Source organism: Aggregatibacter sp. (assembly GCF_057314075.1).
This window is the reverse complement of sequence record NZ_DBHLAR010000008.1, coordinates 1-15,251: the sequence shown is the minus strand read 5'-3', so window position 1 is coordinate 15,251 and position 15,251 is coordinate 1. Positions and strand designations below refer to the sequence as shown.

Sequence of the window (15,251 nt, the reverse complement as noted above, 5' to 3'; positions counted from 1 at the left end):
GGGGCGGATTATGAAATAATGACGCTCTTTAATTCGTATAGGAAAAGTACAATGATTACACTACACACTAATTTCGGCGACATTAAAATTGCCTTAAATCATGAAAAAGCACCGGTAACGGCAGAAAACTTCTTAACTTATTGTAAAAACGGGTTTTATGATAACACAATTTTCCACCGCGTGATTGACGGTTTTATGATTCAGGGCGGCGGCATGGAAAGCGGTATGCGTGAGAAAGCGACTAACGCGCCGATTAAAAATGAAGCCAACAACCGTTTAAGCAACAAACGCGGCACCATCGCCATGGCGCGCACTTCCGATCCGCATTCGGCGACGGCGCAATTCTTCATTAACGTGGCCGATAACACCTTCTTGGATTACCGCTCAAAAGAAATGTTTGGTAAAGAAGTCGTGCAAGAGTGGGGCTACGCGGTATTTGGTGAAGTCGTTGAAGGCATGGATGTAGTGGATAAAATCAAAGGTGTGAAAACCGGTAATAAAGGTTTCCATCAAGACGTGCCGAACGAAGACGTGGTCATTACCTCTGTTACTATTGATGAATAAGACTATGGGCAACTCATTGAGTTGCCTGATTTTTTAGATTGATATGTATTCATTTTTCGACACCCATACCCACCTCGATTATTTGCAGCAAGCCACCGGTGAGCCGTTAGCGCAGCTTATGCAAAATGCGCGTGCAGCTGGTGTGCAAAAGATCTTGATCGTCGCCGTGTTACAGCGGGATTTCAAAACGATTGAAAAAATGACCGGACTTTATCCTGAACATTTGTATTACGGCTTGGGGCTACATCCGTTGTACATCAAAGAACACCAAGCGCAGGATTTGGATTTATTGGAACAGGCGTTAGCAACGCGTTCGCCAAATTGCACAGCCGTGGCGGAAATCGGTTTGGAACGTGCCGTGCCGGAATTATTAACTGATGAGCTATGGCGTAAGCAATGTGATTTTTTTGAAACGCAACTCTATTTTGCGAAGAAGTACGATTTGCCGGTGAACATGCATTCCCGCAAGTCGCACGATCAGCTGTTCTCTTTTCTCAAACGCATTGAGGTGCCGAAACGTGGCGTCGTACATGGTTTTGCAGGCAGTTACGATCAGGCAAAACGCTTTGTGGAGTTGGGCTATTCTATTGGTGTAGGCGGCACGATTACCTATGAACGTGCCAATAAAACCCGTCAAACTATCGCAAAATTGCCACTGGATGCCTTGCTGTTAGAAACGGATTCACCTGATATGCCGGTATTTGGTTTTCAAGGTCAACCGAATCGACCGGAAAGAGTGCAACAGGTTTTTAAGGTGTTGTGTGAATTAAGAAGTGAAGCACCGGAGGTGATTGCCGAGACAATTTGGCAAAATAGCCTGAGTAAATTTGCGTGAAAAAAGCACCGCACTTTTGTGCAGGGATACTAAATCTTAAAACGATGAATGATTTGATTTGCCGAGCCACGCCAAACTAAACTTGGATCCGCCTGTTCTTGAATAAACTTACCATCAATGAGCACATCAATATAAGGCAGCATTTGCCGTTGATATTCATCCAATTCCTCTAATTTGTAACCTGTCCAAACCCAAATATCTTTGTCGGGGCATTCTCGTTTGACCCGTTGAACCAAAGGTAGAAGGGCTTCTACATTTCTCGGATGCAGAGGGTCTCCCCCGGAAAGGGTTAATCCTTGTCGCTTAATGCGCGTGTCTTTGAGATCCTTAAGAATTTGTTCTTCCATCTCAATACCAAAGAGCACCCCGGCGCTAAACGACCAGCTTTTTTGGTTATAGCACCCTTTGCAGCCATGGGTACAACCGCTGACAAACAGCGTACAACGTGTGCCTTCGCCGTTGACGATGTCAACAGGATAGTATTGGAGATAGTTCATTTTCGTTTTGTTTAAATTAAATTTGCTTTTTTAAATATCGGGTTTCGCCGACGGCGACTTACTTTCTTTTGCTTGCACAAAAGAAAGTGAGCAAAGAAAAGTGCCCCGAATAAGCCGCTCAGGCGTCTTATACGGGAATCCCATTTTATTTGAGCGTTGCAAAAGTGCGGTCAGATTTTTTCATGTTTTTGACTGAAAATCTCCCCCAAAAAATGACCGCACTTTATCATGATAATGCGCCTAAAATCCCCCTCTTTAGTAAAGAGGGGTTAGGGGAGATTTAGCAATGCCTTAAGATTACATGTGTTTAACCCGACGCTTCACCTCTTCCTGTTTCCCCGCATTAAACGGACGGGCATCCGGGCTGCCGAGGTAGCCGCAGACGCGGCGGGTGACAGAAACTTTTTCACTGTCGTGGTTGCCACATTTCGGGCAGGTGAAACCTTTGCTGGTGCATTCAAATTCACCGGTGAAACCACATTCATAACATTCGTCGATTGGCGTATTGGTGCCGTAGTAAGGCACGCGGTCGTAGCTGTAATTCCAAACGTCTTCCAATGCTTTCAAGTTATGTTGAATGTTCGGGTATTCGCCGTAGCAAATAAATCCTCCGTTAGCCAATGGTGGGTACACCATTTCAAAGTCTAACTTGTCGTACGGGTTCACTTTTTTCTCAACATCCAAGTGGTAGCTGTTGGTGTAGTAGCCTTTGTCGGTCACGCCGTTGATAACCCCGAATTGTTTAGTGTCGAGGCGGCAGAAACGATCGCACAGGTTTTCACTCGGCGTAGAGTATAAGCTGAAGGCATAGCCTGTTTCGGTACGCCATTGTTTAACCGCATTGCTTAAATGTTCCACGATAGCACGGCCTTTTTCTCGTAACATTTCATCGTCATAAATATGTCCTTGGTGATACAAGGCATTGATGGTTTCATGAATACCGATGTAGCCAAGGGAAATGGAGGCACGACCATTTTTGAAGATTTGTGCCACGTTATCGTCTGCTTTCAAACGCACGCCGCAGGCACCTTCCATGTAGAGAATTGGCGCGACGCGGGCCTTGGTGTGTTCCAAACGAGCGATGCGGGTCATTAAGGCTTTCTTCGCTAAAGCCAAGCGTTGATCCAGAATTTCATAGAATCGTTTTTCATCGCCTTTGGCTTCAATGGCGATACGTGGCAAATTGAGGCTCACTACGCCAAGGTTGTTACGTCCGTCATGGATTTGTTCGCCATTTTCTTCGTAAGCGCCCAAGAAACTGCGACAGCCCATTGGGGCTTTAAAGGAGCCGGTGACTTTGACGACTTGGTCGTAATTCAGAATATCCGGGTACATCCGTTTGCTGGCACATTCCAAAGCAAGTTGTTTGATATCGTAATTCGGATCGTTTGGCTCCAAATTTACGCCTTTGCGTTGAGTGAAGACCAGTTTCGGGAATACCGGTGTTTTGTGGTTTTTGCCTAAACCGCGAATCCGATTTTGTAAAATGGATTTTTGAATTAAACGTGCTTGCCACGTTGTGCCTAAGCCAAAACCAAAGGTAACAAACGGTGTTTGTCCATTGGCAGTATGTAGCGTGTTTACTTCATATTCCAAGGACTGGAAGGCATCGAAACATTCTTTTTCAATCAAGGCTTGCGCATATCCTTGTGCATCCGGAATATGCCATTGTTCCGCATTTTTCAAGTGTTTCTCATAGCTTAACTGCACATAAGGCGAAAGCACTTCATCAATGCGGTTAATGGTGGTGCCACCGTAAATATGGCTAGCCACTTGGGCGATGATTTGGGCGGTAACGGCTGTCGCGGTGCCAATGGATTTCGGCGGTTCGATTTCAGCATTCCCCATTTTAAAACCATGGGTCAACATGCCTTTTAAATCGACTAACATACAGTTAAACATCGGGAAGAACGGTGAATAATCCAAATCGTGATAGTGAATTTCACCTTTTTCATGCGCTTCGACGACATCGCGTGGCAAAATGTAACGTTTAGCATAATGTTTCGCCACGATACCGGCCAATAAATCCCGTTGTGTTGGGATCACTTTGGCGTCTTTATTGGCATTTTCATTGAGTAACTCCACGTTACTTTGTTCAATCAGCCCCTCGATTTCTTTGGTTAATTGACTGCGTTTTTCACGTGCCATATCACGTTCGTGGCGGTATTCAATATAAGCGCGCGCAATTTGCGGGTATTGGCTGGCCATCAGGTGATTTTCGACAATCTTTTGAATGTGGCTAATATCAATTTCTTGTTGATGATGTGCAAAAATGTCATTGCTGACTTTTTGCGCAATATCATGACAAAAACGTTCATCTTGAATACCCACCGCTTGGGCTGCCTTTTTAATGGCATTAATAATGCGTTGAATTTCAAACCCGATGCGTGAACCATCACGCTTAATGACGAAAAATGTCCCCATGTATGCCACCTATAGTGTGTGATTAAATTTGGCAATACTATATATAGTTAATTCTAACTATTCAACACACAATATGTAGTGTTTTTTGCGAGTTGGATATGTATTAAATGTCGTGAGGCAAGTTAGTCATTGGTTTTGTTGAAAATTTGTCAGAAAAGAAAAATGAAAGAATTTTATCGTTTTGTGATTTTGATCACACATTAGAGATTTCATGTTCAAAATAAAAAAGTGCAGTCAAAATTCATTGTCAATTTTGACCGTACTTATTATGTAAAAACTTAACTATACATTGCTTCAATCTGCTCTTTATAGCGTTGCAAAATAACCTTTCGGCGTAATTTTAAGGTAGGGGTAATTTCTTCCAGCTGCGTACTGAATGCCTGAGGTAACAGGGTGAAACGTTTGATTTGTTCCCAACCGGCAAGCTCTTTTTGTAACTCGTTGATTCGCTGTTCTAACATTTGCAAAATCTCGGAATTTTTGAGCAATTCCAACCGATCTTGATATTTGATGTTGACCTGTTTTGCGTATTCCTCAATGGCAGCATAGCAAGGCACGATAAGGGCGGAGACATATTTTTTGGCATCAGCAATAACCGCGATTTGTTCAATAAATTTGTCTTTGCCGATTTTGCTTTCCAATACTTGCGGTGCAATGTATTTGCCATTGGAGGTTTTCATTAATTCTTTAATGCGGTCGGTGATGTATAAATTGCCCTCGGCGTCGAATTCGCCGGCATCACCGGTTTTTAAAAAACCTTCTGCAGTGAAAGCATCGGCGGTTTCTTGTGGTTTTTTGTAATACCCTTTCATCACCATGCCACCGCGTACGAGAATCTCGTTATTTTCGCCAATTTTGACTTCTGCGCCCGGCATTAAACTGCCGATGGAATTGGCGTTAAAGTGAAAATCATCCCAACAGGAGACAGTTGCGGTGGTTTCTGTCATGCCATAACCCAGTTTAATATTTAAACCGATACTGTGGAAAAATAAACCGATAGTCGGTTCTAATTTGGCACCGCCGCAAGGCATCATGCGAATGCGTCCGCCAAGTAGCGCACGTAATTTGCCAAGTACCAGCTTGTTGGCGAGGGCATATTGTTGTTTTAACAAAAAGCCGATTTTTTGCCCTTGGGCAAGGGCATCAAAATGTTGACGTCCGACTGCCATCGCCCAATGGAAAATCCATTGGCGTAGCTTGGGAGCGTTGTGCACTTTATCTAAAATAGCCGTATAAATTTTTTCGTAAAAACGCGGCACAGCACACATTAAGGTTGGTCGAATCTCTGCTAAAGCCGACCGCACTTGATTGGTATCTTCAATGTAACAGTTGGTCGCGCCGCGATGGAGTACATAAGCCACCCAAGCGCGTTCAAAAATATGCGATAAGGGTAAGAAGGAAAGAGATACATCGGTATCATCTACTTTCAGCGCCTGATCGTGCGCATGGAGTTGGTGCGCTAAATTGGCGTAATCCAACATCACGCCTTTCGGTTCACCGGTCGTGCCCGAGGTGTAAATCAGCGTAAACAAATCCTCTAAGCACTTGCCATCCAATCGCTGTTGTAATTCCGCTTGATATTGCTCATCGGCCATCTCAATAAAGTCTTGCCAATGGCAGGCTTTGGCGTGTTCATGCAAATGGATTGTGCTTTTCATCGCCACTATTTTTTCTAGTTTCGGGCATTCATCGATGATCTCCAACACTTGATCATATTGTTCTTGGTCGCCCACGAAAATGATCTTCATCTCCGCATTATTGATAATAAATTGCGCTTGTTTGGCGGTGTTCGTGGCATAAATCGGCACGGTGACGGCACGTACTTGCAATGCACCAATGTCAGTTATCGTCCAACGTGGCATATTATGCGAGAAAATGCCGATTTTATCTTGAATATCAATATGATTTGCTAATAACGCTAAGGAAATTTGGTCAATTTGTTGTTGAAATTCTGACCAAGAAATAGACAGCCAGTTGTTGTCTTTGAAGTAACGAAGTGCGGTGCGATTTACCAGCGTTTTAGCTTGGCTACGCACCCGGTGAATAAAATGAAAATTGAGATCCATGATTAAAAACCCAAAATCAGCTAACAGTTGTGCGCTAATATAGCGGATTGAAGCGCAAAACTCTAGCCATAAAACTGCGTTTTGTGGGGATTTATTATGCTGATAAAGCTAAACAAATTATCCCTACAATTCTCGACAAAATACCGCTAAAATTACGCATCATGTGTTCGCCATCAACGCTCAAAATCCGTTGGATTTTTTGACCGCACTTTTATTATTTTAAGGATGTTTATGTCACCGCCACGTTTTGTTCATTTACAGGTTCACAGTGATTTTTCCATGATTGACGGTATCGCCAAAGTGAAACCGTTGGTGAAAGCCTGTGTGGAAAATAACATGGTGGCGATGGGGCTAACGGACTTCACGAATTTCTGTGGCTTGGTCCGGTTTTATGGGGAGGCATTATCTTCCGGCGTGAAGCCAATTATCGGGGCGGATGTGTTGGTACAAAGCGAGCTGTGTGGCGACGAACCTTTCCGTTTAACCTTATTGGCAAAAAATAACGAAGGCTACAAAAATATCACGTTGTTGCTTTCCAAAGCCTACGAGCGCGGTTATGCCGATGTGCCGTATATCGATCAGCAGTGGCTGGTGGAACACCGTGCCGGGGTGATTATTTTATCCGGTGGCGTTAATGGCGATGTCGGTAAAAAATTACTGCGCAGCAAAACTGATGAACTCAAAAGTGCGGTGGATTTTTACCGCGAATTTTTCCCTGAACATTTTTATCTTACCCTTACCCGCACTGGTCGTCCTGATGAAGAACGTTATATTCAAGCCGCGTTAGCACTGGCTGAACGGGAACAGTTGCCGGTGGTGGCGACAAATGATGTGTGCTTTTTACACGCAGACGATTTTGAAGCCCATGAAATTCGTGTGGCGATTCATGACGGTTTCACGTTAGATGATCCGAAACGTCCTAAAAATTATACTAATCAACAATATTTTCGCTCCGAACAGGAGATGTGTGAGCTCTTTGCCGACGTGCCAAGTGCTTTAGAAAATACGCTTTTAATTGCTCAGCGTTGCAATGTGACCATTCGATTGGGTGAATATTTCTTACCTAAATTTCCAACCGGTGATTTAAGCACCGAAGATTACCTCGTGAAACGTGCCAAAGAGGGCTTGGAAGAGCGCCTTAAGGTGTTATTCCCTGATGAAAACGAGCGTGCAGCGCGCCGCCCGGAATATGATGAACGCTTGCAGGTGGAACTGGATGTCATCAACCAAATGGGCTTCCCAGGTTACTTCTTGATTGTGATGGAATTTATCCAATGGTCAAAAGATAACGATATTCCGGTGGGGCCGGGGCGGGGGTCCGGCGCGGGGTCTTTGGTGGCTTATGCGTTAAAAATTACCGATTTGGATCCGTTGGAATTCGATTTGCTTTTTGAGCGTTTCCTCAATCCCGAACGGGTTTCCATGCCTGACTTTGACGTGGACTTCTGTATGGACGGACGCGACCGTGTAATTGAACACGTCGCCGAAATGTATGGACGTGGTGCGGTGTCGCAAATTATTACGTTCGGTACCATGGCGGCAAAAGCGGTGATTCGCGATGTCGGGCGCGTATTGGGACAACCTTATGGTTTTGTGGATCGCATTTCTAAATTAGTGCCACCGGATCCCGGTATGACGCTTGCCAAAGCGTTTGAAGCCGAGCCAAAACTGCAAGAAATTTACGATGCCGACGAAGAAGTCCGCGCCATCATTGATATGGCGCGCAAGCTGGAAGGCGTCACACGAAATGCCGGTAAGCACGCCGGTGGAGTGGTGATTTCACCAACATTAATTACGGATTTCTCGCCGCTGTATTGCGACTCGGAAGGGAAACATCCGGTGACCCACTTCGATAAAAATGACGTGGAATATGCCGGTTTGGTGAAGTTTGACTTCTTAGGTTTGCGCACCTTAACCATCATCAAATGGGCTCTGGATATGATTAATGCGCGCATGGAAAAAGAAGGCAAACCGTTGGTGAATATCAATGCCATTCCATTGGATGATCATCAATCTTTTGAGGTGTTGCTCAATGCCGAAACCACGGCGGTGTTCCAGTTGGAATCACGCGGTATGAAAGATTTGATTAAGCGCCTTAAGCCGGACTGTTTTGAAGATATTATCGCGTTGGTGGCGTTATTCCGACCGGGCCCATTGCAATCAGGCATGGTGGATAACTTTATCGACCGTAAACACGGGCGGGAAGAAGTGTCTTACCCGGATGCGAACTATCAACATGAATCCCTAAAACCGATTTTAGAACCAACCTACGGCATTATTTTGTATCAAGAACAGGTCATGCAAATTGCGCAAGTGTTGGCGGGTTATACGTTGGGCGGTGCAGACTTATTGCGTCGTGCAATGGGTAAGAAAAAACCGGAAGAAATGGCAAAACAGCGTTCCGTATTTAAAGAAGGCGCCATCAAAAATGGTGTGGACGGCGATCTTGCCATGAAAATCTTCGATTTGGTGGAAAAATTTGCAGGCTATGGCTTTAATAAATCGCACTCTGCGGCTTATGCCTTGGTGTCTTACCAAACCCTGTGGTTAAAAGCACACTATCCGGCGGAATTTATGGCGGCAGTCATGACCTCGGAAATGGATAACACCGATAAAATCGTCGGTTTATACGATGAATGTATGCGCATGGGCTTGAAAGTCGTACCACCGGATATTAACACCGGGAAACATCATTTTAGCGTGAATGAAAACGGTGAAATTGTGTACGGTATCGGTGCGATTAAAGGTGTGGGTGAAGGCCCGATTGCAGCGTTGGTAGAGGCACGCGAGAAAGACGGTATTTTCAAAAATCTGTTTGATTTATGTGCTCGCGTGGATTTAAAGAAAATCAATCGACGTACGTTTGAAAGCCTGATTAAATCCGGTGCTTTCGATAAGCTTGGGCCACATCGCGCGGCGCTACAACAAAATCTGGAAGATGCCTTGCGCGCTTCCGATCAACACGCTAAAGACGAAGCTTTGGGACAAACGGATATGTTCGGCGTGCTGACGGAAACTAGCGAGGAAGTGGAACATTCTTATGCCAATATCGCCCCTTGGCCGGAAAAAGTCATCTTAGACGGTGAACGGGAAACCCTCGGATTGTATCTCAGTAGCCATCCGGTGAGTCGTTATTTAAAAGAATTGTCCCACTATAGCCCAATGCGCCTAAAAGAATTAACGCCGAATTATCGTGGACAAATGAGCACCGCCAGCGGTTTGGTGGTGAATACTCGCATTGCCGTGACCAAGAAAGGCAACCACATCGGCATTGCTACCATTGATGATCGCTCCGGTCGTTTAGATTTAACCTTATTCGGCGAAGCGTTGGAGAAATTCGGTGAGAAACTGCAAAAAGACACGGTGATCGTGGTGTCGGGACAAGTCAGTTTTGACGATTTTTCGCAAGGTTTGCGTATGTCCGTGCGAGATTTGATGACGATTGATGAAGCCCGTGCACGCTATGCGAAAAGCCTTGCGATTTGCCTGTCTCAAGAACAGATTACACCACAATTCATTAAGCAATTTAAACGGATTTTACAGCCTTACAGTGGCAATTCCCTGCCGGTGCATATTTATTACCAAAGCCCACAAGGCAGAGCCTTAGTCAAAATGGGCGTGCAATGGTCGGTCAACCCAACCGATGAATTGCTGACTGAACTTGTGACGTTGCTTGGTGAAAGTGCGGTGGAATTGGAGTTTGAATAGAGAAAAGAGATAAAAAAGTGCGGTCGGAAAAATCATTGTTTTTTCTACCGCACTTTTTGTATGAGCCGGGTTAGGCTACTTTAGCCGTGCCTAACGTCCCATCATCAATCACTTCTGTTCTCGGCGTGCCGATGATTTCCCACACTTTTTCCCCATTTTTGAAGAAGACAAATCCACCGTTTTCCATTTTTTTCCAGACTTCGTCTTTTGTAAGCGGTACGGTGGTAATGATCGTGACTTTATCGCCTGCTTTGGCGTGTTCATTGAAGTCTATGACACCATCATCATCAACACGTTGTGCTTTGCCAAATGGGGCTTTACGGGTGAGGTAGTGCAAATTAGTGGAACAACGGGCAATCATCCATTCGCCGTTAGACAGGATAAAGTTGAACGTACCATGCTCTGCGAGTTTGTTGCTGATATCTTGAACAGCTTGAAAAATCTGTTCTTCGGTCGGTTTTTTGCGAAAGCGATTTTTTAATTGTTCAGCCATGTAACAGAAAGCGGTTTCTGAATCAGTGCTGCCGATAGGTTGACAGAAAGATTCGCTCATGTCGGGCAGTTCGGTTAAGTTACCATTATGGGCAAACACCCAATTTTCTCCCCAGATCTCGCGGATAAATGGATGGGTATTTTCAAGATTTACATCGCCCTGCGTCGCTTTGCGAATATGTGAAATGACGTTGAGGGATTTGATGTGGTATTGTTTTACGCAATCAGCGATAGGGGAAATGTGCCCCGGTTTATTATCGCGGAAAATACGCACGCCTTTGCCTTCGAAAAAGGCGATACCAAATCCGTCAGAATGGGAATCAGTCAGTCCGGCACGATGACGAAATCCTTCAAATGAAAATACAATATCCGTCGGCGTATTGCAGTTCATTCCCAATAATTGGCACATAAATTTGTTTTAACCCTTGTGTAGAATAACCATAGAATAAGTGCAGATTTAACACCATAACTCCGCTAATTTCAATATTCTACCGACCTCATTTTTAGAACAAAATGTGCTGTCTCATAACAAAATTAGCTTAAAAACGACCGCACTTTTGTTGCTCTCAAAAGTGCGGTCGTTTTTCGATGTGTTTTTTATGTCAATTAATACACGCCTTGTGCCAACATGGCATCAGCCACTTTAACAAAACCGGCGACATTCGCACCCACCACATAGTTGATATTACCTTGCGCATCGCCACCGTATTTTTTGCAGTTAGCATGAATGTCTAACATAATGCGGTGCAATTTTGCATCGACTTCTTCTCTTGTCCAACTTAAGCGTTGTGCGTTTTGCGACATTTCCAAACCGGAAGTGGCGACGCCACCGGCATTTGCTGCTTTGCCTGGTCCGAAGAGTACGCCGGCGTCAATAAAGGCATTGGTGGCGTCAATGGTCGTTGGCATATTGGCACCTTCTGCCACCACTTGCACGCCATTGGCAATCAAGGCTTGTGCATCGCTTAATGCCAATTCGTTTTGGGTGGCACATGGGAGTGCAATATCCACTTTTAAATGCCATGGGCGTGCGCCGGCAACATATTTCAAACCAAAGAGATCGGCATAATCTTTTACACGACCCCGTTTGACATTTTTGATGTCCATTAACGCGGCTAATTTTTCTTGAGTGAAACCTTCTTCATCCACAACGGTGCCGGATGAGTCGGAACAGCTAATGACTTTTGCGCCTAGTTGCAGGGCTTTTTCAATCGCATATTGCGCTACGTTGCCGGAGCCGGAAACCGCAACGGTTTTGCCTTTCAGCTCTTGCCCTTTTTCTGCCAGCATAGCTTGCACGAAATAGACTAAACCATAACCGGTGGCTTCCGGACGAATTAAGCTACCGCCGAAACTCAAGCCTTTGCCGGTAAAGACACAGCCGGTTTGATTGGAGAGTTTTTTCATCATGCCGGTTAAATAACCCACTTCGCGGGCACCGACACCAATATCACCTGCCGGCACATCTGTGTCCGGGCCGATGTGGTGATAAAGTTCGGTCATTAAGGCTTGGCAGAAACGCATGACTTCCGCATCGCTTTTGCCTTTCGGATCAAAGTCAGAACCGCCTTTGGCGCCACCCATTGGCAATGTAGTTAAAGCATTTTTGAAAATTTGCTCAAAACCTAAGAATTTTAAAATGGATTGGTTGACGGACGGGTGAAAACGCATACCACCTTTGAAAGGGCCAATGGCGCTGTTGAATTGAATGCGGAAAGCGCGGTTGACTTGTACTTGGCCTTTGTCATCTGTCCATGCGACCCTAAATTGGATGGCTCGTTCAGGCTCAACTAAACGTTCCAACAACGCTTCAGCACGGTATTTCGGGTTTTTCTCAAGGAATGGCCAAATAGACGTAAAGACTTCACGTACTGCTTGTAAAAATTCCGGTTGGTTTCCATCACGTTGTTTGACTTTTGCTAAGAATTCTTCAAGGGAGGTAACTGCGTGAGACATAAGAATTTCTCCTGTGGATAGTATGTTGGTGTTTGCTTTATTTATTTTCGCTTGGCTATATTGCTAAGTCAGAATTACTATGCAATAGGGAATCATATGTTTTCAAATATTTTTACGAAAAAACAATTAAATTATTTTATTTTTTAACTTATTTTGTTTTTTATTTAAAAAATGAGTTTATTTATTAGATTGGATTTATTTTTGGAGAGTGAAGGCAAAAGTGCGGTCATAAAAATAAACTTTTTTATGACCGCACTTTAGAAGAGGTGTTAGGCGAATCTTGTTTTTGCTTCTGCAATGGCTTCCGCGATACGTAACGGTGATACCCCGCCTTTGGCGGCGCGTTTATCTAAGCAAGATTGTAAGGAAAGAATGTCGTATACATCGTCTGACACTTTTTCACAGAATTGGCGAAATTCAGGAATCGTCAGGTCTTCTAAGGATTTGTGTTGCTTGATAGCATATACCACAGTTTCGCCCACAATATGATGGGAATCGCGGAATGGAACGCCTTTGGCAACCAAATAATCGGCTAATTCCGTGGCGTTGGAGTAGCCTTTGAGGGCAGATTCACGGGTGCGCTCTACGTTCACTTTGATGTCGTCTAACACCAATGACGCCATGTCTAAACAATCTTGCAAAGTGTCTAATGCATCGAAAATGCCCTCTTTATCTTCCTGCATATCTTTGTTATACGCCAACGGTAATCCCTTTAATGTCATTAACATGCCATTTAACGCACCGATGACACGCCCCGCTTTACCGCGAATTAATTCGCAAGCATCAGGATTTTTCTTCTGTGGCATAAGGGAAGAGCCGGATGTCACGCGATCGGAGAGTTCCACAAAGTTAGATTCACCGCTGTTGAAAATAATCATATCTTCGGCGAAACGGGATAAATGCACCATGCTCAGCGAGGCGGCAGAGAGGAGTTCAACGATATGATCGCGGTCTGATACACTGTCTAAGCTGTTACGGGTCGCAAATGCGAAATCGAGATCTTTGGCGAGCTGTTCGCGATCGATAGGATACGCCGTGCCAGCAAGGGCGCCACTGCCTAGCGGACAGCTGTTCATACGGCGGTAAGCATCGGTTAAACGGGAATAATCGCGATCCAACATTTCCACGTAAGCCATGCACCAATGGGCAAAGGTAATCGGTTGAGCGCGTTGCAGGTGGGTGTAGCCCGGCATCACGGCATCTTGGTTATTTTCTGCGGTGAGCACTAATTTGCGTTGTAATTCGCGAAGGGAATGTTGTAATTCCGCCACTCGCGCTTTACACCACATTTTGATGTCGAGCGCCACTTGATCGTTACGGCTGCGACCGGTGTGCAGTTTTTTACCTAAATTGCCCACTTTGTCGATCAGTTTACTTTCTACCCAACTGTGAATGTCTTCCGCATCATCTTGCAAAATTGCTTGCGGATTTGACCGAACTTCAATCAATAATTCGTTCAGCGCTTGTTCTAATTGTTGCTGTTCTTGTACGCTTAAAATATTGACGGAAACCAAGGCTTTCGACCAGCCGATAGAGCCTTCGATATCTTGCTCGGCAAGGCGATAGTCAAAGCGTAATGAATCGTTAAAATTTTTAAAACGCTTATCCGCCGCCTGCGTAAAGCGTCCACCCCAAAGTGCCATAGAATCCTCTGATTTTGATTAGTAAAATTGGTTAAAAAATATAGCACAGAAACAAAAAAGGCGATCAACAAAAAATTGGCTTTTTGTGACCGCACTTTTTGTGTCATTGACCGTTATTTTAATAAATCTTCGTTTTTTGCGTGGATCCACTTGCCACGTTTTTTATCCATATATTGAAAATACTCGTTAGCGAACGTGCCTTGAGCGCAAGTAAATTTATCGCGGCGCGTATTTACCTCTTTGTTTTCTAAGGCTTTGTTTAACGTTTCCGGGCCGGTAAGAACAAATACGCCACCGTCAACGCGACGATTTTCAATATTGTCCACAATAATATCCAACGTTTCCTTTAAAAATGGGTTGCCTTTGCGGCTGGCTAAGAAAAAATTGGTGTAACGCCCGCGACGGGTGATGAGGACTTCGTCATCTTCCGGGTCAATCATCGTATCTAAGCAGCCGACAAGATGACCATCAATATCCATATAAATGCCGCCGTCTTGATAGAGTGTGAATAAACGCCAAAAATCTGCTTGTGCGGCACCATCTGTAAGTTGGCTATACGCAGCAAAAATACGAGAGTCGGCATATTTTTCAATATAGTCGCTACGCGCTTCTGTGCTGACATAGCGATAATCGTAACTTAACGAAAATAAACGGTTGACCAAATAGTTGCAGTAAATTGGCAACGTCACTTTATTACTGTAGTTGGTTTGCCAAATCACGCGATTAATTTTGCTTGGTTTGCCGGATTGGCGTTTTGCCGGACTGAATTCGGGAATCGTAAAGCGCTTTTTGGGAAAAAGGGCGTGGAAAGGATAGCTTAAGATTTTGACAATGTTCCCGGTTAAGCGTAATAGACCGTTTGAAATCAAAAGTGCGGTCTGATTTTTTATTGTTTTTTGCATTAAATGAATCCGTTTATTCTATTGAAAAACTGGTTGTACTTTATCACTTTACGCAAAAAGAATAAACGTCAGGAAAACTTTGAAAGAGAAAACATTATATAGAAAGTGGAGTGGTGGGCGATACCGGTCTCGAACCAGTGACCCCCTCCTTGTAAGGGAGGTGC

10 protein-coding genes are annotated in these 15,251 nt (G+C 44.5%); 3 read left to right on the top strand and 7 right to left on the bottom strand.

What is annotated here, in order from left to right; all coding sequences use genetic code 11:
* Window positions 1–51 precede the first annotated feature (51 nt).
* Window positions 52–564 (top strand): peptidylprolyl isomerase, encoded by a 513-nt coding sequence (locus ACO5E4_RS05590; RefSeq protein ID WP_296026469.1) that lies wholly within the window; start codon window positions 52–54, stop codon window positions 562–564.
* A gap of 43 nt (window positions 565–607) precedes the next feature.
* Window positions 608–1,399 carry a TatD family hydrolase gene (locus ACO5E4_RS05585; RefSeq protein ID WP_485862357.1) on the top strand — a complete coding sequence of 264 codons (792 nt, stop codon included), beginning with the start codon at window positions 608–610 and terminating at the stop codon, window positions 1,397–1,399.
* A gap of 29 nt (window positions 1,400–1,428) precedes the next feature.
* On the opposite strand, the gene nrdG is transcribed toward ACO5E4_RS05585, so the two are convergent.
* From nrdG to ACO5E4_RS05570, 3 genes are all read right to left on the bottom strand, one after another.
* On the bottom strand, window positions 1,429–1,896 hold the full coding sequence (gene nrdG, locus ACO5E4_RS05580; RefSeq protein ID WP_454905826.1) for an anaerobic ribonucleoside-triphosphate reductase-activating protein: 468 nt from the start codon (window positions 1,894–1,896) through the stop codon (window positions 1,429–1,431).
* A gap of 297 nt (window positions 1,897–2,193) precedes the next feature.
* Window positions 2,194–4,320, bottom strand: coding sequence for an anaerobic ribonucleoside-triphosphate reductase (gene nrdD / locus ACO5E4_RS05575; protein ID WP_485862356.1), 2,127 nt, complete (start codon window positions 4,318–4,320; stop codon window positions 2,194–2,196).
* 278 nt (window positions 4,321–4,598) lie between these two features.
* Window positions 4,599–6,386, bottom strand: a complete 1,788-nt coding sequence (locus ACO5E4_RS05570; protein ID WP_485862355.1) for an AMP-dependent synthetase/ligase — start codon at window positions 6,384–6,386, stop codon at window positions 4,599–4,601.
* A 231-nt stretch (window positions 6,387–6,617) separates the two neighbouring features.
* Here ACO5E4_RS05570 and dnaE point away from each other — a divergent pair, with 231 nt between their 5' ends.
* The gene (dnaE, locus tag ACO5E4_RS05565; RefSeq protein WP_485862354.1) at window positions 6,618–10,094 is read left to right on the top strand and encodes a DNA polymerase III subunit alpha; all 3,477 of its coding nucleotides are present in this window, start codon (window positions 6,618–6,620) and stop codon (window positions 10,092–10,094) included.
* 70 nt (window positions 10,095–10,164) lie between these two features.
* Here dnaE and ACO5E4_RS05560 read toward each other — a convergent pair whose 3' ends face one another.
* The 4 genes from ACO5E4_RS05560 to ACO5E4_RS05545 all read right to left on the bottom strand — a co-directional run bounded on the left by ACO5E4_RS05560 (window position 10,165) and on the right by ACO5E4_RS05545 (window position 15,087).
* Window positions 10,165–10,995 (bottom strand): class II glutamine amidotransferase, encoded by an 831-nt coding sequence (locus ACO5E4_RS05560; protein ID WP_454906354.1) that lies wholly within the window; start codon window positions 10,993–10,995, stop codon window positions 10,165–10,167.
* A gap of 197 nt (window positions 10,996–11,192) precedes the next feature.
* A complete protein-coding gene (gene gdhA / locus ACO5E4_RS05555; RefSeq protein ID WP_485862353.1) occupies window positions 11,193–12,542 on the bottom strand; it encodes an NADP-specific glutamate dehydrogenase in 1,350 nt (449 codons plus the stop codon).
* Between the two features lie 269 nt (window positions 12,543–12,811).
* Window positions 12,812–14,185 (bottom strand): argininosuccinate lyase, encoded by a 1,374-nt coding sequence (gene argH / locus ACO5E4_RS05550; protein ID WP_485862352.1) that lies wholly within the window; start codon window positions 14,183–14,185, stop codon window positions 12,812–12,814.
* A gap of 113 nt (window positions 14,186–14,298) precedes the next feature.
* Entirely contained in the window at window positions 14,299–15,087 is a 789-nt protein-coding gene (locus ACO5E4_RS05545) for a glycosyltransferase family 32 protein (RefSeq protein ID WP_485862351.1), read from the bottom strand.
* Window positions 15,088–15,251: the final 164 nt, after the last annotated feature.

Bases quoted from the DNA above. Each gene is read 5' to 3' on its own strand.
- ACO5E4_RS05560 (WP_454906354.1), bottom strand. From the start codon at position 10,995: ATGTGCCAATTATTGGGAATGAACTGCAATACGCCGACGGATATTGTA.
- argH (WP_485862352.1), bottom strand. From the start codon at position 14,185: ATGGCACTTTGGGGTGGACGCTTTACGCAGGCGGCGGATAAGCGTTTT.
- ACO5E4_RS05585 (WP_485862357.1), top strand. From the start codon at position 608: ATGTATTCATTTTTCGACACCCATACCCACCTCGATTATTTGCAGCAA.
- dnaE (WP_485862354.1), top strand. From the start codon at position 6,618: ATGTCACCGCCACGTTTTGTTCATTTACAGGTTCACAGTGATTTTTCC.
- nrdG (WP_454905826.1), bottom strand. From the start codon at position 1,896: ATGAACTATCTCCAATACTATCCTGTTGACATCGTCAACGGCGAAGGC.
- ACO5E4_RS05590 (WP_296026469.1), top strand. From the start codon at position 52: ATGATTACACTACACACTAATTTCGGCGACATTAAAATTGCCTTAAAT.
- ACO5E4_RS05570 (WP_485862355.1), bottom strand. From the start codon at position 6,386: ATGGATCTCAATTTTCATTTTATTCACCGGGTGCGTAGCCAAGCTAAA.
- gdhA (WP_485862353.1), bottom strand. From the start codon at position 12,542: ATGTCTCACGCAGTTACCTCCCTTGAAGAATTCTTAGCAAAAGTCAAA.
- nrdD (WP_485862356.1), bottom strand. From the start codon at position 4,320: ATGGGGACATTTTTCGTCATTAAGCGTGATGGTTCACGCATCGGGTTT.
- ACO5E4_RS05545 (WP_485862351.1), bottom strand. From the start codon at position 15,087: ATGCAAAAAACAATAAAAAATCAGACCGCACTTTTGATTTCAAACGGT.